We start from the raw sequence: 18,710 nt of genomic DNA, 5'->3' as shown, positions 1-18,710 counted from the left end.
AAATGTTCTAATTTTTAATATATTTGCATCAGAAAATCAATCAGGATGGAAGGAAAAAAAATGTTCAATTACGAAACTGCTGAAAACAGAGATTCCAAAAAAGAAAAAAAGGTACCGGAGACCTTGGTGAAAATACTGCAGATCATTATCGGATTGATTATGGCAATCCTTCATATGTAATGAAAAATAAAATTTCCTACTGGTTTTTGCTGGGACTGGTGGTCTGGGCTCTGATCATTTTTCTTAGAAAAAGTGAGATTTTTATTCCTGTAATCAGCAATCATTTGACTGATCTCATCACTGTTCCTATGTATGCTTATCTGATAGAATATTTGATGAAAGAAGTCGCGGGATATCATTGGAAACCCGATTTTAAATTTATTTTAACCTCTGTATTCTATTTGTCTATGCTTTTTGAAGTGATGTGTCCTATGGTTTCGGAAAGGTTTACAGGTGATATCTTAGATATTGTGGCTTATCTGGTAGGAGGTGTGGTCTATTATTTTCTTAGAATCAAATTAGTGAACTTTTTCAAATGTGAGGATATGTAGAAAGCCCAATGTTTTTGAATAATTAATAATGAGCTGATCCTTTTGAAAATAATATTTAAATGAATAAAAAGCATCTCCTGAATCGAATTTTATTTCATCCGGTTCTGCACTATACTCAAAGGTTGAAATTTTTGCTGCAGTGTGAATAGAAAATGTAGTATAATTAAAATTTAGTGAACTAATCTTCTTTAAAGGAATATCAATGATTTCCTCATCCTGTAGATACCCTGCCATTATTTTATTTTCCATGGAATTTGATAAGGGAATTGTTTTAAAACTGATCATATTCCAGTCTCCAAGTAATTTTTTCCTTTGCTTTTGTGTTTCTTCAGCGATTGATACTGCTTTTTTCATATCCCTCGATTGGAAATCATTTCGAACAAAGCTTCCATAATAATCTTTTCCTTTCACAACGATCCTATCAGAATCGATCACTTTAATATGGAATAATGCTTTGTCCCGATCATATAATTTTAAATCTCTTACTCTGAGATTTTTATTAAGTAAATATTGTTTACCCCAAACGGTAGTACGTGCTGCATACCCATTCTGAAAATATAAAAATTCCCGCCAATGGTCATTTTCTTTAGTAACTAATGAATCTGAAAGCCATTCTCCTTTGAAAAAATTGGGATTATATTCTTTTTCTTTAAAGCAAGAGACCAGCAGAAATCCTGAATAGATCAGGAAACTGCTGGTCAGTATTTTTTGTAGCAGCATGATCAAAGTTATCTGCTTCTAAATTATAAAATAAAGTTTAATTTCCTCCGCCTGCCCTCTTGGAATCTTCAAATTTCACTTCCTTCGTAGCTCCTTTCACATTATTGTTCCCGAATTTGTAGGTGACAGAAAGATGAATATTTCTCGTAATCCCTTTGCTAAGATATTCTACATTATAATTAGGATAATATTCTATTCCCTTGTTCCGGTTCGTATTCAGAAGATCATTCACATACAGATTGATCGAAAGTTTTTTTTCCATCAGGTTAAGTTTCATTCCGGTATATACTGACGCATTAGCATAATAATACGTATTTCCGTCCCTGTTCGGAAGATTACTCCAAAGTCCAAGCATTAATGTAAACGTCTTACTTTTATTCAGGAAGAAATTATTGTCCATATTAAAATTGGCGCTGTATCCTTCCGGGGCGGCCAAAGCAGCAGGGTCGTAAGATTTTGTCTTGGCGTAGTATCCATTCACGAAAATATTGGATTCCATCCATTTCAGCTTGTTGTAATTATAGCTGATATTGATTCCCGCCTGATCCTGGTTGTAGAAGTTTTTAACGATGCTGTATTTTGATTTGCCTTCCACTACCTGAATTCGGTCCCAGTTATCTTTATTATAATTATAGTACAGTGTGACATTGAAATTATTATTTAAAACATATCCGAACTCGAAATTATCTGAGAATGAAGGCAGCAGATAAGGATTTCCCGTGCTGTATTCAAATTCCGAGATATAGAATTTAAACGGATTCAGGTTTCCAAAATAGGGACGTGAAATTCTCCTTGAATAGCTCAGTGAGAACGCATTGTTTTCGTTGGGCTTGTAGCTGATGTAAGCGGTCGGGAACAGTTTTCCATATTCAATTTTAGCTGAAGAATCATCATTCATCGAGATCCCCTCCAGCGTTGTGTATTCATAGCGAAGTCCGGCTTTTGCATCCAGTTTGTCATTGATCTTAAAGCTGGCTGATGCGTAGGCCGCATAATTCTGTTCATTATAAAAGAAAGTATTCGTTCTTTTGGTGTTCAGAATATACTGGTCATCTTCAATATTGAAAAAATTGAACTCAGAATCATTTTTGATCTTTGTATACTTCAATCCGGCTTCCGTTTTAACCTTCCCAAAAGCTTTTTCCAAATCTGCCTGACCAGAATAAATTCTGTATTTACTGACCGGATTGGCAAAAGTAGAAACCTGATCAGAAGTGATGGTATTATAAAAATTTCTCGCATTGGAATTGTTGAGCATCATATTCGCGGTTATACTCAGTTTACTGCCCAAAGAATCAAGTTTGACATCATAAAATGCAGTTGCATTGTGAACGTTTCTCCGGTTTTTATTGCTGTAATTGGAGAGGACATCCAGGTAACCTTCCTGATCAAAAATGCTGGCTTTGCTTTCCCCTTTTTCCAACGGATTATTGAACGAATAATTGTAATTGATTCCTACCAGATTTTTATCATTGATCTTATATTCACCCTTTATTCCAGCTGCTTTGTAGCGGTAATTGTTCCTGTTCGTACTGTTGGTTTTCCAGTAATTATTATCCGTTGTCCCGGTAAGGTAATTATGAGAACGGTTTTCCCAGTAATTATCCCCCATAGACAAATTACCGCTGACCGACAGTTTATCTCCCTGATAATTAAAAGTAGTACCGCTTCGCGTAGAGGTTGTTGGTCTTCCGCCATAATAGCTTCCCGACGTCTGAATTGAGCCATTCCAGCCTAGATTAGCGTTTTTCTTCAGAATAATATTGATCAGTCCGCTTTTTCCTTCTGCTTCATATTTTGCAGGCGGTGTGGTAATCACTTCTATTTTAAGAATATCATCAGAGCGGATCGTTTTCAGATAATTGATGAGTTCCTGTCCGTTCAGGTTCAGCAGCCTGTCGTTGATCATCACGGCTACATTACTTTTTCCGGCAATACTGATGGCATCATCTGTAGCCCGTACCATGGGGGTTTTAGCAAGAGCTTCCACCGCATCAATTCCCTGTGAGGCTACAGAGTTTTCTACATTGAAGACCAGTCGGTCTACTTTTCTTTCGAACAGTTTTTTCTTTGCAGTTAGCGTTACCCCTTCAATTTTTTTCTCTACAGGCACTTCTTTGATCTGAATATCTTTTTTTGAATTTCCTTTTACAGTGATCGTTTCGCTGTTGGTTTTTACCCCATCCTTTATAATTTCCATGATATAGCTTCCTTCCTCTTTTAATGGAATTTTAAACATTCCTTTCTCATCGGTGATGGCGGAAAATTGGGTATCTGCTTTGGTGATCAGTACTTCTGTTTCCGGTGCAGGCTTGTTTTGCAGGTCGGTGACAGTTCCTTCGATGCTTTGTGCAAAAAAATAAGATGATGAGACAAGGCTTAAAAGAAGAATAATCTTTCGGTTCATAGTTAGCTTTTTATAGATAACAGTTCATTGGGGAGTCACGTTACATGAAAAAGATAAAAAATATTTAAAGGAGTGGTCATCCCATCAGGTTTTCTTTTGTTTAATTTTGTAAGATATCCGAAAAATATTCTATCATGCATGACAAGCTTTTACAGTTTATTGGCTCTGACTTTAATTTTAATTCCGATGAAATTGAAGCGATCAAACAGTGCTTTGAGCCGGTCAGCTATTCTAAAAATACACTGCTTGAGGAAGCCGGAAAGATTCCGGGATATCTTTATTACATTGTTTCAGGATATCTCAGGCTGTTTTATCTGGATGAAAACGGGAATGAAGTGACCACTCATATCAACTGTCCTCCGGGATTTTTTACCTCTTATACTCATTTCATCAATCAGACCCGTTCTGAAGATAACGTCGAATGCATCACCAATTGCGACCTATTAAGGATCACCAAAGAAAACCTGGATCAACTGGTCAGCAACAGCCAAAGCATGAAGGATTTCAGCATTTCCGTATTTCAGCAGTCCATCACTTACAATGAAAACCGTTCCAAAGAACTGTCAGTATTCAATGCAGAACAACGCTATCTGAAACTTATAGACCATTACCCTGAAATCATTCAGAACGTACCCATTCAGTATATCGCTTCTTTTTTAGGAATGAAACCGGAAAGTCTCAGCAGGATCCGGAAAAAGATCATTAACTAACAAAAGTCAAGTGGTTCCGGTTTTGGGAAGATGAACTTTGCAGTAGTAAAATCAATACAATGACAAAGAATACTATGAGCCTGGTTTCCGGAGCCAACGGACATTTGGGAAATAATCTGGTAAGACTCCTGTTAAAACAGGGAATTCCTGTACGGGCAGCGGTAAGAAATAAAAATAATACGAAGCCCTTCGAAGGCTTGAACTGCGAAATCGTACAGGCAGATATCACCGATAAGGCTTCTTTTGTAAGCGCGCTGCAGGGAGTGGAAACATTTTATGCCGTAGGAGCTTCCTTTAAATTATGGGCGAAAGATCCCAAAAAGGAAATCTATGATGTCAATATCAATGGCACCCGGAATACCATTGAAGCTGCGGCCGAAGCCGGTGTAAAGAAAATTGTTTACGTAAGTTCCATTGCTGCCTTAAATTATACCAAACTTCCCGCCAACGAAAGTGGAGGCTACAATCCGGATAGGAGAGATCTGTACTACAATTCTAAAAATGATGGAGAAAAGCTGGCTTTCAAACTGGCGAAAGAATTGGGTGTCGAGCTGGTGTCTGTAATGCCTTCAGCCATGATCGGAAGCGAGGCTTTTTTTCCACTGAACGTCTCCTACCATATCCTGAAACTTATTCTGAACAAAGAAATTCCGGTAGATACAAAAATTACGCTGAATTGGATCGATGTAAAGGACGTTGCCAATGGATGTTATCTGGCAGCTGAAAAAGGACGTTCAGGGGAGCGCTATATTCTGGCTAATGAAGAGTGCATGACGATCACGGATACGACTGCTTTAGCCGCTAAACTTTATCCCGAACTGAATCTGAAAGTCCCCAATTCTGTTCCTAAAATAGTGTTATACAGTATTGCAGGGATGATGGAACTGACGGCTAAACTCAATGGAAAACCTCCGTTGCTGACCAGGAAAGATATTGCGATGTTTTCCGGACTGCAGCAGAATTTTGACATTTCCAAAGCCAGAAATGAATTGGGATTCAACCCTAAAGCTCCTGAGCTGGCGGTAAAGGAAGCATTGGATTATCTGATGAAAAATAAAAGTATTCTGGGGGCTTGAAAAAGCCTCTTTTATGAGATATGAAGCTTAATGACAGATCCTTTATAGTATTTCGTAAGATCATAAAGTTCTCCGAAATAATGCTGCAGATCAAGATTATTATATTCGGAACCTTTTGTACGGGACTGATCTTCTGCAAGAGCATACAAAGCAGGATAATCCGTTTTTAAATAATGGGAAAGAATGGTACAGCTTCCTTTTTTTTCAAGGGCGATATCGGTGAAAAACAAACCATACACCAGAAACTGATTAAGATGTTGAGCATCCACGATAAAATCCAGATTCTGTTTAGAATAATTTTCATAATCTGAAAGAAGATCCTGAAAAGATTGTATATTTTCTTTTTTCGGGATTTCATAGAATACATCAATTCCATGGATGAAAAGCTGGGTTTTTGCTTCTTCAGGATCGGTGGGATAAGTACTAATGAACCAGGAAAAAATACTTGTAAGTTCTTCTTTAGAAAGGTGGTCCAGAGAATCTTTTATTTTATTTTTAATGATTTCAAGACTTACCGTCGCATCATCATGAAGAAAGCTGATGATCTGTTCCTCTTCACGGCATAGCTTATTGTACAAATTGATTTTAGCAATATTCGGATTGGTTTTGATGAAATACAGTTCTTCTGCCATTGCTTTGTACCACAAGGTCTGTTTGTAAAGTGGTAACTAAAGATACGAAATATGTAGGCATGATAAGTGAAAATGTTATGCAGTCAATGATTAATTATTTTTTAGCGTTTCATGAAGAGCAATTCTGTTTCCTTCGGAGTCTTCAAATTCAGCGACTGCAAATCCGTATTGTTCATTACTATTTTTTGGATAAAGGATCTTTCCACCGTTCATGAGTACTCTGTTCAGGGATTCTTCGATGCTTTCTGTTTTAAAATAAATTATAACACCACCTTTGGTCGGTTGGTACACATCCCCTTTGGCCAGAGCTCCCGTGATCCCACTGTTTTTTTCTTCAAATGGAAATAGCGACATTTCATAGCCATCAATATTCTCCTGGTCAAAGTGGAAATTAAAAACGGAAGTATAAAACTGCTCGGCACGCTTCATATCAGTAACTGGAATTTCAAAGTAGACTACCGGATTGGATTGTTGCATCATTTCTTTTTTGGACGGACTGCAAGATACTGATATCAGGAGTAAAAATAAATAAAGGAGTCGCATTTTTGATAGGGTTCTTATTTGTTTTTTTGATTGACTAAGTTAAACTATAATTGATTGATTTAAAAAATAGATAGACTTATCTATTTTTAATGTAGATTTGTAAAAATTTTCGGGATGAAAAAAGAAAAAGTACAGGAAAGGATCATCAGGGTAGCTTCCGATTTATTTTACAGGCAAGGGTTCAATTCCACCGGAATTAATCAGATTATTGCTGAAGCGGATATTGCCATAGGATCTCTGTATAATCATTTCACTTCGAAAAATGATCTTCTTCAGGCTTACCTGATCAAGGAAGAGTTGGAATGGTTCAAGGGTTTTGAAGACCATAGCGCTCAAATTTCCGAACCCAAACAGAAAATCCTCTCTTTGGTAGATTACCGTAAAAAGTTACAGAAATCGTCAAAGTTTGCAGGCTGCCATTTCATTAAGATTATTGCTGAATTGGGAGACAGTAGTCCTGTTGTTTCTGATTTTGCAAAAAAGCACAAAGGCAGACAGAAAGAAATGATCAGAACACTGGTGAGCGAATATGCAGAAAATAAAAAAAACTTGAATACGGATCTAATCACAGAAAGTATCTTCCTGCTGATAGAAGGAGCGGTAGTGACTTCCACCATTGATAAAAACACCAATTCTTTTAACGCTGTTCAAAAAATGATTGAGGCTCAGTTGCCTTAATTTTTTTTACAAATTACGAATAGATATATCTATATAAAAATGAATTCTAACTATTTGAAATTGATGGTCATATTGTCCGGTCAGCTCCTGACGATTATGGATATTTTCATCATCAATGTATCCATTCCATCCATTCAGCGTGATCTTCATGCTTCGCATGGAGAAATGCAACTCATGATTGCGTCTTACCTTATTGGTTTTGCTTCATTCCTCATTACAGGCGGAAGGTTAGGGGATCTGTACGGACGGAAAAAGATCTTTATGATCGGGCTGGTTTTTTTTATGTTGAGTTCTGTGGCTTGCGGAGTTTCATCCGGTGCGGTTCTGCTTGTTATTTCACGGTTTATTCAGGGGATCGGTGCGGCGCTTATGTCTCCGCAGGTCCTTTCAATGATACAGATTCTGTTTACAGGTCATAAAGAAAGAACAAAAGCCATGGGCTGGTATGGAATAACAATTGGGTTGGGAACTATTTTAGGGCAGTTTCTGGGCGGTTACTTTTCCTCAATGACGCTGATGGATGAATCCTGGAGGCTGATTTTCCTGATCAATATTCCGGTCTGTCTGCTGGCTCTATGGTTTAGCAATACCATCTTAACTGAATCTAAAACTAGTGCTGACAAGAATACCTTTGATTTCTTTGGCGTCCTTATTTTAGCTGCCGGACTTTTCTGTTTTACTTACGCGCTTACCCTGTCTGAACATCAGGGAATCCAGATCAGGAGTATAGTATTGCTTCTGTTTTCAATGGTTATTTTAATCTTTTTTGTTGCCATTCAAAAGATGAGGTTAAAATGGGGGAAATCCTTTTTGATTGATTTTACCTTGTTCAGCTATAAAAATTTTAATCTGGGAATTCTGGCAGTTTCCTTTTTCTTCATCATGCTGGATTCTTACTTTTATATCCTGTCACTGTTTTTCCAGGATGGGCTGCAGATGGGTTCTCTGCATGCAGGAGAGATTATTGTTTTTCAGGGAGTCGGTTTTATCCTGGCTTCTTTGTTTTCAGCGAAATTTATTTTAAGATATGGTAAAAAGTTTTTAGTGGCGGGATTGGTCCTGATCATGACTGTTCTTATTCTGCAGATACTTTTATTTGACAGGGAAACCCCTTTTTTCATTCTTTGTCTGCTCCTGTTTTTTCATGGATTGGGGGTGGGCTCTATTATTCCGTCACTGGCTACCATTGCGCTGTCCGGGTTGCCAAAAAAGCTTGCAGGAAATGCTTCCGGAGTGTACAATACCTTTCAACAGGTGGCTGCGATCTTAGGAATTATTGTGGTGGGGAGTGTTTTCTATTATTTCCTTGGAGTAAAACCTTCGCCGCAGGACTATCATGTGGCTTTCTCAGCAGCTTTGGCCATCAATATCGTTTGTCTGATTATGGTTTTATTTTCGGTTGTAAAAGTTTCTGAAGATATACTTCCAAAAAGAAAAATTTGATGGGATTACTCAATTCATTAGTTCGCAGGAGTATATTTTTTTATCATAGATCTATATCTTCTAAAAATATTTAATAGTTGTAGCTACGCTCTATTTTGGTCACAATAAAGTTTTCAGGGGACAGGAACAGGTACGAGATAGTGTAGTAGACATATCCGTACAGGAAAACAAAATCAATTTTAAATTCATACCGGCTGAGACCCGTAATTTCAATATGATTGATGATATAATTCACTTCATCTTTGCCCATGTCATGGTTATGAATAATCATAGGATCAACCGCCATTCTTGTCTGAGAAAGGATCCTCTCCTGATGGTCCAGATAAAAATCAATTAACTGCCGGAGATCGTTTTCAAAATCCATGGTTTCAGAATATTCCCTGTAAAAAAGGTCTTCAAATATGAAAACGGGAATTTTACTTTGTACTCCGTGATGATCCGTGATATACTCACGGCTTTGCCAGTTTTCTGTACCTTGTTGAAATTCAATAATCCTTCCTTTGGGTGTTGTTATCTTCATTTAATTGATTATTTTTTTTCGGACTGCGATGCAATTTTTGCCATGTTTCTCACAATCTCTGTCGGTGAGTGACAGTCACAGTTGCTGAATCCTATAACGTAAATGTCTTCAGAAGGAATATACACGCCCATACTTTTAAACCCGAAAATAATTCCGCCATGTTCCCTGTCCGGAGTTTCGTTAATATCTTTCAGGTGCCATCCGTATCCATAACTAAATTCTTCACCATTATTCAGCTTATATTTCTGAAAGGCCTTTTGGGTTTCGGCTGTATGGAGCAGGAGGTTCCGGTTTAAAGCCTGTTGCCATTTCAGCATATCGTCCACTGTAGACATCAGTGAACCGGAGGAGAAAGGAACACTGAAACTAATCATGGTTTTATTGACAAATCCATATTCTTTCTGATGATAGCCGTAAGCTCTTTTAGGAATAAGCTGTCGATCGGTCGCATAATAAGAATGGCTCATACGTGCTTTTTCGAAAATATTTTTTTTGATGAAATCTTCGTAGGTTTGCCCGGATACCAGTTCAATAATATAGCCTAATACGACATATCCCGAGTTATTATAGTCAAATTTTTCTCCGGGAGCAAAATCTGCAGTTTCGTTTTTGAAGAAATCAACCATCATTTCGGGCTTCATTTCTTTTTGTGCAATGGTGGATAAAGCTTTCATTTTTGTAAAATCTTTAATACCGGACGTGTGGGTCAGCAGATGATGAATGGTGATTTTGTCACCGGAAGGGTAGTCTTTGATATACTTTGAAATGGGATCACCCACATTTAATTTCCCCTGCTGTTCAAGCATCAGAATCGCTACAGCAGTAAATTGCTTGGTCATCGATCCGATCTGGAAAACATGGTCCGGGGTCATGTTGGCATCCAGTTCCAGATTGGCTTTTCCAAAAGCTTTGCGGTAGATGATCTTCCCTTTTTTGGATACCAGAAATGCGCCACCAGGTTCATTTTGATGGCCAAATCCGGTCAAAATAAGACTGTCTGTTTTCTTTTCATAGGTCTGAGCCTTCGTATTTTCACAAATGAATAACAGAAATAGAAAGGCTGTTAAAAGTTTTTTGGTCGTCATTATTATTAATTTGTTATGCAAAGATATAATTAATTACCATTACTATGTTATACTTTATAGCGGTTGAATAAAAAAATGACCGATTAGATCATTTATTATTTTTTGTAGAGCTTTACAGCCCAATTTTTATCTTTGGTTTTCTTTCATGGCTCTGATGAGTTTGTCATTGCGACGGTCCGCTCTTGCATTATTTAAAGACAATACGGCCCAGATCGCGGCAGGAAGCCAGCCGATAACTGTGATTTGTAAGATTAAACAGATGATTCCGGTTAAAATTTTCCCTCTGAACATGAAAGACAGGAAGGGAAGCAGGATGGCTAGTAACATGATGATATTTAATTTTTATCGTTTAAACTTTATTTAGATTCTGTTTTTTCCTGAGCGACGATGCCTTCGTAATTTTCAGGTTCATTTTCTAACGGAACAGGATAGAAATTATTTCCTTTTTTGCTGTAGACTTTTGCCCGGTAAGGGTATTTTTCAATGCTGTTGGTAATGGACTGAAATAAATCTGCTTTGGAGAACCATACCGTTCCACATTCACCACATCCCCAGAAGGGTTTTGAATCATCTACATAAGAAATCAGCCCGTAACAGGAAGGGCATGGACATCTCAGACCGTCTTCATCTGCTGTTTTTTGGGGAATGGGCTGCTCCATTGTCAGGGGATTCAATGAAAAACTGCTGTAACAGGAAAGGCATTCCAGCATGATAAACTTCATTCCTTTTTTCTGTGAATCGGAGATGAATGCCGCTTGATCAGGAGATGCTTTAAATGTTTCTTTACATTGATCACATATAATATTCATGATGGTCTTTGGGGGTATTCTATTCTTAATGTTTTGGTGTCTGAAATTATTTTCTGTTATTTTTCTGCTGAAATTAACAGCATCATGGGACGGCGTAATTCATCCTTCATTTCATCAAATTCTTTCAACAGGTCTTCGCTGGGTTCCGGCTCTGTGATTTCATTGATTTTGAATCCCAGTTTTAACAAAGTGTTCAGATAAGTTGTCAATGTTCTATGGTATTTTATGACATTTTCTCCTAAAAATGTAGTGTCTCTTTTTCCTTCGATAAAGTAATGATCAACCGGCCAGTGTAATTTTTCTTTATCTTCATCATACACCCAATCCTGCGTTCCTTGTGCTGTAAAAACGGGATGCTCCACAGAAAATACGAAATGTCCTTGAGGTTGAAGCCAATTGTAAATATTTTGAGCTACGACATCAAATGATTCTGTATAATGAAAAGTCAGAGAGCTCAGGATCATATCAAATTTTCCCGAAGGATAATGGAGGTCTTCAAGCGCTTCCTGTACATATTCAATCCCCTCAAGTTGGTTGATCTCTTTGGCTTTTTCAAGCATCTTTGCTGAAAGATCTACTCCGATAACAGATTTTGCTCCGTTTTCTATAGCATAGCGGCAATGCCAGCCGAAACCACAACCCAGATCAAGAACATTTTTTCCTTTAAAATCGGGCAGCATTTTTTTCAGCGCAGGCCATTCTCCGGCTCCTTCCAATCCTTTTTGAGAGCGAAGCATTTTTTCATACTGTTCGAAAAAGGATAAATTGTCGTATTTATTTTCTTTCATAGGATCATGAGAAATATTTCTGCGACGTCTTCCGGACGTCTGCGTTGGTCTAATGTTTCATAAAGCTCTTCAACGGTTGTCATAATACAATCAAAACTATTAAAAAATAATGATTAGACCAGGTAATGGGTTGATTTTTTCAGCATTGATCAGGATCATTTTCTACTTGTGCTTCTTCTTCAATGACCACAGAAAAATAGCTCCGATAATTCCTAAAAAGATCAGAATAAATCCGACCAGACCCGTCACAGCCTCATAAAATAATGACCCCTGAAAATAAAATAAATCTGTGGATAAAAACAGTTTACTTTTTTCAGGATGGTGAGGATGGGTGAGAATAAGATAATCCTTTTTCTGTATTTTCTCTGAAACTGATTTTGAAAACTCGTTGACCAGTTCCTTACTTTTTTTCCCGTTCCAAAAGGGATAATATCTGTACAAAGCTTCAGGCTCTGAATTTTTATACGTTGTTCCGTTAAACTGATATTCGTAATCAATGGTAACATAGGAATTTCCTTTTCGTTTGTAACCGTTGTCCCAGGAAGTAAATGGTTGTATCATTTGGACATTCACCGGTTTCCAATCTGGATGAGACCATTTAAATTCCAGGATTTTCAGAAACGGAGAAAGAGAGAATACAGTAATTAAAGCAAGATAAACCACCCCTGTTGCAATCAGGGAATTACTGACCACTTTTTTAAAATCATTTCTGAAATTACGGAAGCTCTTAAAACGGGTGACCATTACCAGAAATAAGGCATAAAAAAAATACCTTACAGGGTTTTCTATAAAGACAACAAACAGTATTCCTCCTCCAGCTACAATTATTCCTAAAACCGAAAAAAAGGAGTCTGATATTTTTTTGAATTTTTCAGTCATAGGAATTGGTTTTTTATTTTAGTTTCGTCCTGCGGATAATATCAAAATTAAATAATCCGTTAGATAATTCCAATTCCAGAAAGTCAGCTTTATCTATTCGGGTCATCTTCACTGATGGGATGAATATTCTGTTTAAGTAGAGGAGTACTTTCTGATCTTTACACAAGAAGCACTTTTAATTTTCACTTTTCTTCCGGTTTTTTTTAATAAACCTGTTTTTGAATCCCGTCTGAATACAACGATAGTATTACTTCCGGCATTGGCGGTAATTAAAAATTTTCCGGTCTCATCCAGGTCAAATACCCTTGCGTGTTTCCCTAAAATAGACTGGTATCCGACATTTTTTAACGTTCCGTCTTCAAGAATGGAGAAAATGGCGATATTATTTTCAACACCACGATTGGAGGCATATAAAAAGCGTCCGTCCGGCGAAATGTGAATATCCGAACTTTCAAAGTTCTCTTTGTACTCGTCTGTATGTGCATTGATCCTTTGAATACTTTTCAACCTAGAATTTTCATATTGATAGGCATTCACCGTTCCTGATAATTCTTCAATACAATAGGCGAACTTTCCATTGGGATGAAAGGTGAAATGCCTTGGTCCACCTCCTGAAGTGGTGGGAATATACGGGGGGTGAGCTGCCTGCATAGGTTCTGCTTTATCAGTGTCAAACGTGTAAGATCTTATTTTATCGGCTCCAAGATCTGGTAAGAACAGATGAGTAAAATCAGGTGAAAAAACTGCGGCATGAACATGCGATCTGTCCTGCCGGTCTTCATTGATACTTCCCTCCGAAAACTGAAAATTCTGTACCGCAGGATGTAGGGTTCCATCTTCTGAAAGAGGATATACGGAAGCACTTCCTTCTGTGTAATTGGCATTCACCACCCATTTGCCATTTTGATGAACCGTCACATAGACCGGATTTTCGCCGCCACTTTTCTGACTGTTTATAAAAGTAAGCGTCTCATCTTTCGGATTGAATTTAAAACTGCTCACACTTCCTGCATCGGGCGTCTTACTTTCTGTACAGGCCAATACATATTTTCCATTGGGCGATAAAGTAAGAAATGACGGGTTTAAAATTCCTTTTACGGATGTTACCTTGGATAATTTCCCTTTGATGGTATCCAGCTTATAAACATAAATTCCTTCGGTGCTTTTATCCCGGTTGAATGATCCAAAAAAGACGTAGGTATTTTGTGAATATCCATTGATAAAGATTAAAATCAGAGCGATAAGGCTTATTAGTTTCTTCAATTTAATTTAATTTTTAGAGTGTGGCAGATCGGGGGGTATTGGATAAGGGCATATTTGTTTTACTGTTCTGTTGTATAGTCTTCTTTTTCCAATGAAGGCAGCCAGTGCGTTAAATCCGAAAAGCGCATGATGTGGAAACAATCGTAGCCGCCTAAAAGTTTTTTTTCGGTGGTCAAAAGTAACGTTACCTTTTTGGGAAAGCATCCGAATTTGGCTTCATATAGGGAGAGTCCTTCAAAAAAATTATTGAGGATATACGGAGCCTGGCGACTTCCATCGCCATATTTCAAGACGGAATTGATGATTTTCACCATCATTTTAAAATGGAGCTGAGATAGATTCTTCTGATCAAGCCGTTGGTAAGCATAAGCTATTTCTTTGTGAGCGGTGATGTTGTTGGGGCTTTGAACAAGAATTTTTTTTGCGGTTTCAATGGCCTCAGAATAGTTTTTGTTCTCGTTGAGCTGATAGGCCTTATTGGCTAAACTGTCCAGATCCTTTGGATGTAAGGCATTCGTATGTATTTTGTATTGGGTAAGGCTGATGATTTGTTCTTCAGACAAAAGAGTATCCAGTTTTGCTATTTGAGTTTCAATATTTTTGAAATAATAAATGGAATTTTGATCAGTGGACTCCTTCATGGTTATCCTGAATTTTGGAATGGTATTTTTGGGAGTTTCCGCTTTATTATTGCTCTTGGCCTTAACCTCTACTATTTTAACAGCAGAGTTTCCATTGGCTTTATACTCTTTTATTTCCTGAGGAGTCGGTGGCAATGGCGCAACCTGTCCAAAACTCAGGTTCAATAGAAATAGAATAAAAAATGGAAGGTAATAATTTTTTTTCATGTTTGTAGATTGTATTGTAGACGTTTTAGCTGTGGTTGTTTCTCTGTTTTTATATTATTCAATTTCGATTTTATGATAAGCCATCCAGCGTTTCAGATTTCCAATCATTCTTTTTAGATGGTCTTCATTTAGAAAAATATTCGTCCAGTACTCAAATCGGTCACATTGAATACTGATGTAATAATTCATGATGGCTAAACAGGCGAAAGGTAAAAAATCTTTTTCCTCTTTGCTTATTTCACTGATCGTTTCGTAGCCTTTTAAAAAGCTTTCTGCTTTGATCTGATAGTCGTTTTCATTGATGTTGGTGGAAAACAACTGATATAAAAAGTAGGAAATGTCAAAACATAAAAAACCGTTGCCACAAAAATCGAAGTCAAAAAAAGTTACCTCTTTTTCATGATCAAGATGCATATTGTCAAACCAAACGTCAAGATGGATGGCTCCATATCTCATGGGTTGCCGGTGTGCATTTTTGAATTTTTCAGTCAAGAAATCGGATAGTTTTTCTAAAAAAATAAGGTCATCCGTTGTGTTCTTGAAAAACATTTTTGTTCTTAAAAGAGAATCTGAAAGTAAACTCCGGGTATTGTAAGTGATTCTGTTGAGCGTAAAGCTCTCTGTTGATTGGTGAACTTTTGCTAATGCCTGACCTATGAGAAAACTGGCCTGGCTTGAAAATTTTGCAGATTTTGTCCCTTTTGCATACGAGAATAATACACCGAATCTTTTTCCCTCGGGCGCATTGATTTCCTGAATGTATTCATTTGACCGGTCTGAGACCGGATAAGAGATCGGTCTGTTATTTTCTTTCAGGTGAATTAAAAGTCTTAATTCCTCTTCTACTTCAGATTGGGTTCTCCAACCATACGTGTACACCCGGAATACATATTTTTCTTCGCCATCTGTAACGATGTAAAGATGATTCATGGCTGCCCGAAATAACTTACATTCTGTTTGGTCGCTTAGCTGATATTGCTGTTGAATAAATTGACTAAGTACATTCGGTGAAAGTGTACTGTGTATTACCGGAAATCCTTCTGCCATCAGTGTTTTCTGTTGTTATAGTTTCGATAGTAAAAAACTGCTTTGAACAGCTTTTTACTGCGGTGAAATTACAAAAAAACAAAATTAAAGCAACCGTTTTTGAACCAAATTTTAAGTCTTTTTTGCCAATTCAACAAGGTGGCTCAACTTGAGAGATCTTTAGGTGTTCTTCATTTCTTTCTCGATATTCATTAATCTCGTTGCCCAATGTTCTAGCAGCGTTTTTCTCTCTTCATCCGTAAGTCGTTCTACAGAATAAACGATTTCCGGTTGTAAAACGGAGAAGCCGAGAAATTCAAGAATGCCGTGATGTAATGGAAATAGAATGGAGTTTATATCACCGTATTTTTCTTCCACATAATTTTTTTGAGGACCACCGGTTGTTAAAGACAGCATCGCTTTTTTTCCTGCTGAAAAACCATTGTCAAAAATTTTACCGTTATCGTAGAATTTTCCCAAGGTAAAAACTTTGTCTACCCAACCTTTTAGAATCGCCGGAACCGAAAACCAATACAAGGGAAACTGCCAGATCATGACGTCGCACCACTCAATCTTTTCCTGTTCCGAGACGATATCCGGCATCAATGTAGAGTGTTGTACCGCAAATAATTCTTCATTCTGCTGTTTGAAATAGCCGGGATTTTGTAGTTCGGTGAAATTTCCTTTTCCACTTACGGGTTGATAATTTTCTCTGTATAAGTCAGTGGTTTTAACCTCATGACCTGCTTCCTCCAAACTTTTGATTGCAGTGTTAAACATTGCTGCATTTAAACTTTTTTCTTCTGGATGAGCAAGGATGATCAGTATTTTCATATTTTTGAATTTGTACTATAATTTATTGAGTTACAAAATTATTTTTAGTACACTATATTTGCAATAACTATCTAAACAGATAGGTTAAATACAATTGAAATGAAGACAGAATGCATCGGCGACCATGTGAAACTGGAAGGTAAAATATATCCTTGTACTGTAAGTCTTACCATGGATCTGGTAGGAGGGAAGTGGAAAGCGGTGATCCTTTACCATCTGAAAGACGCTTCTAAAAGATACAACGAACTTCGTAAAGAACTGCCAACAGTTACGGAAATGACGCTGAGCTTACAATTGAAGCAGTTGGAAAAAGATGGTTTGGTTTCCAGGACAGTATTTGGTGAAAAACCGCCCATTAAAGTGGTGTACAGTTTGACCGATCTTGGGAAAACTTTTATTCCTGTGTTAGACGCAATCACAGAATGGGGCAATCGGATTGTCACTGAAAAAGGTGAATTTATCCAAACCCCTGAAAAAGAAGAGAATTAAATGTTCATTTAAATCTGTTGCTACCTTATTTCGACAGGTATTCCTTATTCCTATTTTCGTTTCTTATTTTTTCAAATGTTGTTTAAAATATACAAAATGATGTTCTATAGATTTATTCCAGTATTCTGTATTGTGGTCGCCCGGTTGACTGATAAAAGTTGCAGGAATTCTAAGACCGTCGGTTTGCTGTTTCAGTTGGGTAGAATTTGAATATAAAATATCTTCCGTCCCGCAGTCAAAGATAAAGGCTTTCTTGAAATTCGGATGTTGTTTCAACAGGGTTGATATACTATACTGGTTCCAATTTGCTGTTTTTGGATCGCCCATATGGGTGGTTAAATCATCGATCAATCTATTGTTTTGCCAAAAGTGCTGACTTACTTTCCGAAAATTAGGATAATCAATTTCCAGAGCGCCACTTGTAGAACCTGCTGTATTGAAATAGTCCGGGTGTAAGATGAAATACCTCAGTGCTCCGTAACCTCCCATACTCAAACCGCTGATGAAAATATTTTTGTCATCAATAGTAAATGAACGATGCACTTTGGGAACCAATTCTTTAAAGAAAAAATCTTCATATTGCGACTTTTTGTTGGTCGGACTGTTGATGTAATAAGAGGTAAAACCATCTGGTGTAACAATGATAAAGTTGTATTGGTCAGCTAATTTTTGTAAGTCTGTGGTTTTCGACCACTGCCTGTAATTTTCGCTGTAACCATGTAAAAGATAAACTAAAGGAAGTTGCTCTTTTTCATTATATGATTTTGGCTTAAAAATCAGAACGGTATCCGACTGAGCTGTATATTGAGATTTTATAATCCATTTTTCCTGTGCTTTTAATGAAATGGTAATGACCAATCCGATGATGATGCCTATTAACTTATTCATATTGTGTATTTTTATTACAAAATTCAGCAAGCATTTTGTGGTGTGCAATAACGAACAAAATTGTGAGCCTTTAAAATGAGAGATATGCGTAAAGAAAATTCCACCAATACGGTCAACGAACAGTTTTTGTTTCAGGTTTGTGAGCTCAATTCAGCGGTTGCCATGATCAGCGGGCGTTGGAAATCGCAGATTGTCTATTCTATTTCACAGGGGAACCATCGGTTTCATTTGCTTAAAAAGGAATTGACAAATATTTCTGAACAGGTTTTAAGCAGTCAGCTTAAAGAGCTGGAAACCCACGCCGTCATTGTCAAGAAAGAAATTCCCAATACGGTTCCTGCCGGGATTCAATATGTTTTGACCAATAAGGGACTAGCTTTAATTCCTATTTTGGAAAGTCTCTGCGATTGGGGAAAAACCTATGCTGATGGTAAAGAAATTTCGGTTGGTCCTGTGTTGTAATTTAATGAATTCATCTTATAGTATCTATTCTGAAATGTTTATAACTTCAAATTATCCAG

23 protein-coding genes are annotated in these 18,710 nt (G+C 37.3%); 8 read left to right on the top strand and 15 right to left on the bottom strand.

The annotated features are described in order from the left end of the window. The first annotated feature begins 45 nt into the window (after window positions 1–45). Complete coding sequence (locus tag BW964_RS22845; protein ID WP_262484545.1) at window positions 46–180, top strand: hypothetical protein; 135 nt, start codon at window positions 46–48, stop codon at window positions 178–180. After that, entirely contained in the window at window positions 180–551 is a 372-nt protein-coding gene (locus BW964_RS14510; protein WP_076508251.1) for a hypothetical protein, read from the top strand. The genes BW964_RS22845 and BW964_RS14510 overlap by 1 nt, the downstream gene beginning before the upstream one ends. On the opposite strand, the gene BW964_RS14505 is transcribed toward BW964_RS14510, so the two are convergent. Beyond that, window positions 519–1,271 carry a hypothetical protein gene (locus BW964_RS14505; protein ID WP_076508250.1) on the bottom strand — a complete coding sequence of 251 codons (753 nt, stop codon included), beginning with the start codon at window positions 1,269–1,271 and terminating at the stop codon, window positions 519–521. The genes BW964_RS14510 and BW964_RS14505 overlap by 33 nt on opposite strands. Window positions 1,272–1,308: 37 nt before the next feature. Next, on the bottom strand, window positions 1,309–3,678 hold the full coding sequence (locus BW964_RS14500; RefSeq protein WP_076508248.1) for a TonB-dependent receptor domain-containing protein: 2,370 nt from the start codon (window positions 3,676–3,678) through the stop codon (window positions 1,309–1,311). A gap of 134 nt (window positions 3,679–3,812) precedes the next feature. Between BW964_RS14500 and BW964_RS14495 the strand changes: the two genes are divergently transcribed. Continuing rightward, window positions 3,813–4,388, top strand: coding sequence for a Crp/Fnr family transcriptional regulator (locus BW964_RS14495; protein WP_076508247.1), 576 nt, complete (start codon window positions 3,813–3,815; stop codon window positions 4,386–4,388). 59 nt (window positions 4,389–4,447) lie between these two features. Next, window positions 4,448–5,464 carry an NAD-dependent epimerase/dehydratase family protein gene (locus BW964_RS14490; protein ID WP_076508245.1) on the top strand — a complete coding sequence of 339 codons (1,017 nt, stop codon included), beginning with the start codon at window positions 4,448–4,450 and terminating at the stop codon, window positions 5,462–5,464. Window positions 5,465–5,475: 11 nt separating this feature from the next. Here the strand turns inward: BW964_RS14490 and BW964_RS14485 are convergent, their stop codons facing one another. Together BW964_RS14485 and BW964_RS14480 are read right to left on the bottom strand one after the other, a co-directional pair. After that, complete coding sequence (locus BW964_RS14485; RefSeq protein ID WP_076508243.1) at window positions 5,476–6,096, bottom strand: hypothetical protein; 621 nt, start codon at window positions 6,094–6,096, stop codon at window positions 5,476–5,478. Between the two features lie 90 nt (window positions 6,097–6,186). Then, window positions 6,187–6,576, bottom strand: a complete 390-nt coding sequence (locus BW964_RS14480; protein ID WP_228437933.1) for a VOC family protein — start codon at window positions 6,574–6,576, stop codon at window positions 6,187–6,189. A gap of 177 nt (window positions 6,577–6,753) precedes the next feature. On the opposite strand from BW964_RS14480, the gene BW964_RS14475 reads away from it, so the two are divergent. Next, window positions 6,754–7,317 (top strand): TetR/AcrR family transcriptional regulator, encoded by a 564-nt coding sequence (locus BW964_RS14475; protein WP_076508240.1) that lies wholly within the window; start codon window positions 6,754–6,756, stop codon window positions 7,315–7,317. 39 nt (window positions 7,318–7,356) lie between these two features. Next, on the top strand, window positions 7,357–8,760 hold the full coding sequence (locus tag BW964_RS14470; protein WP_076508239.1) for an MFS transporter: 1,404 nt from the start codon (window positions 7,357–7,359) through the stop codon (window positions 8,758–8,760). 70 nt (window positions 8,761–8,830) lie between these two features. Here the strand turns inward: BW964_RS14470 and BW964_RS14465 are convergent, their stop codons facing one another. From BW964_RS14465 to BW964_RS14420, 10 genes are all read right to left on the bottom strand, one after another. Continuing rightward, on the bottom strand, window positions 8,831–9,280 hold the full coding sequence (locus tag BW964_RS14465) for a hypothetical protein (protein ID WP_076508237.1): 450 nt from the start codon (window positions 9,278–9,280) through the stop codon (window positions 8,831–8,833). An 8-nt stretch (window positions 9,281–9,288) separates the two neighbouring features. After that, a complete protein-coding gene (locus BW964_RS14460) occupies window positions 9,289–10,365 on the bottom strand; it encodes a serine hydrolase domain-containing protein (RefSeq protein ID WP_076508235.1) in 1,077 nt (358 codons plus the stop codon). A gap of 126 nt (window positions 10,366–10,491) precedes the next feature. After that, a complete protein-coding gene (locus BW964_RS14455) occupies window positions 10,492–10,692 on the bottom strand; it encodes a YqaE/Pmp3 family membrane protein (protein WP_228423788.1) in 201 nt (66 codons plus the stop codon). Window positions 10,693–10,721: 29 nt separating this feature from the next. Then, window positions 10,722–11,174 carry a hypothetical protein gene (locus tag BW964_RS14450; protein ID WP_076508234.1) on the bottom strand — a complete coding sequence of 151 codons (453 nt, stop codon included), beginning with the start codon at window positions 11,172–11,174 and terminating at the stop codon, window positions 10,722–10,724. Window positions 11,175–11,230: 56 nt separating this feature from the next. After that, window positions 11,231–11,962 carry a class I SAM-dependent methyltransferase gene (locus BW964_RS14445; protein WP_076508232.1) on the bottom strand — a complete coding sequence of 244 codons (732 nt, stop codon included), beginning with the start codon at window positions 11,960–11,962 and terminating at the stop codon, window positions 11,231–11,233. Window positions 11,963–12,124: 162 nt separating this feature from the next. Next, entirely contained in the window at window positions 12,125–12,841 is a 717-nt protein-coding gene (locus BW964_RS14440; RefSeq protein ID WP_076508231.1) for a hypothetical protein, read from the bottom strand. 132 nt (window positions 12,842–12,973) lie between these two features. Continuing rightward, entirely contained in the window at window positions 12,974–14,104 is a 1,131-nt protein-coding gene (locus BW964_RS14435; protein WP_317044352.1) for a lactonase family protein, read from the bottom strand. A 59-nt stretch (window positions 14,105–14,163) separates the two neighbouring features. Continuing rightward, on the bottom strand, window positions 14,164–14,952 hold the full coding sequence (locus BW964_RS14430; RefSeq protein WP_076508228.1) for a DUF4919 domain-containing protein: 789 nt from the start codon (window positions 14,950–14,952) through the stop codon (window positions 14,164–14,166). A 54-nt stretch (window positions 14,953–15,006) separates the two neighbouring features. Further along, window positions 15,007–15,999 carry a phosphotransferase gene (locus BW964_RS14425; RefSeq protein ID WP_076508226.1) on the bottom strand — a complete coding sequence of 331 codons (993 nt, stop codon included), beginning with the start codon at window positions 15,997–15,999 and terminating at the stop codon, window positions 15,007–15,009. Between the two features lie 159 nt (window positions 16,000–16,158). Continuing rightward, the gene (locus BW964_RS14420) at window positions 16,159–16,812 is read right to left on the bottom strand and encodes an NAD(P)H-dependent oxidoreductase (RefSeq protein WP_076508224.1); all 654 of its coding nucleotides are present in this window, start codon (window positions 16,810–16,812) and stop codon (window positions 16,159–16,161) included. A gap of 99 nt (window positions 16,813–16,911) precedes the next feature. On the opposite strand from BW964_RS14420, the gene BW964_RS14415 reads away from it, so the two are divergent. Continuing rightward, window positions 16,912–17,301, top strand: a complete 390-nt coding sequence (locus tag BW964_RS14415; protein ID WP_104669432.1) for a winged helix-turn-helix transcriptional regulator — start codon at window positions 16,912–16,914, stop codon at window positions 17,299–17,301. A 63-nt stretch (window positions 17,302–17,364) separates the two neighbouring features. Here BW964_RS14415 and BW964_RS14410 read toward each other — a convergent pair whose 3' ends face one another. Then, entirely contained in the window at window positions 17,365–18,189 is an 825-nt protein-coding gene (locus tag BW964_RS14410) for an alpha/beta hydrolase (protein ID WP_076508221.1), read from the bottom strand. Between the two features lie 84 nt (window positions 18,190–18,273). Between BW964_RS14410 and BW964_RS14405 the strand changes: the two genes are divergently transcribed. Then, window positions 18,274–18,651 (top strand): winged helix-turn-helix transcriptional regulator, encoded by a 378-nt coding sequence (locus tag BW964_RS14405; RefSeq protein ID WP_076508220.1) that lies wholly within the window; start codon window positions 18,274–18,276, stop codon window positions 18,649–18,651. The last annotated feature ends 59 nt before the right edge of the window (window positions 18,652–18,710 follow it).

The sequence above is a fragment of the Chryseobacterium shigense genome, from assembly GCF_900156575.1.
Taxonomy (GTDB): domain Bacteria; phylum Bacteroidota; class Bacteroidia; order Flavobacteriales; family Weeksellaceae; genus Chryseobacterium; species Chryseobacterium shigense.
Note: the sequence above shows the minus strand (reverse complement) of the source record. Positions and strands in the feature narration are given on the sequence as shown.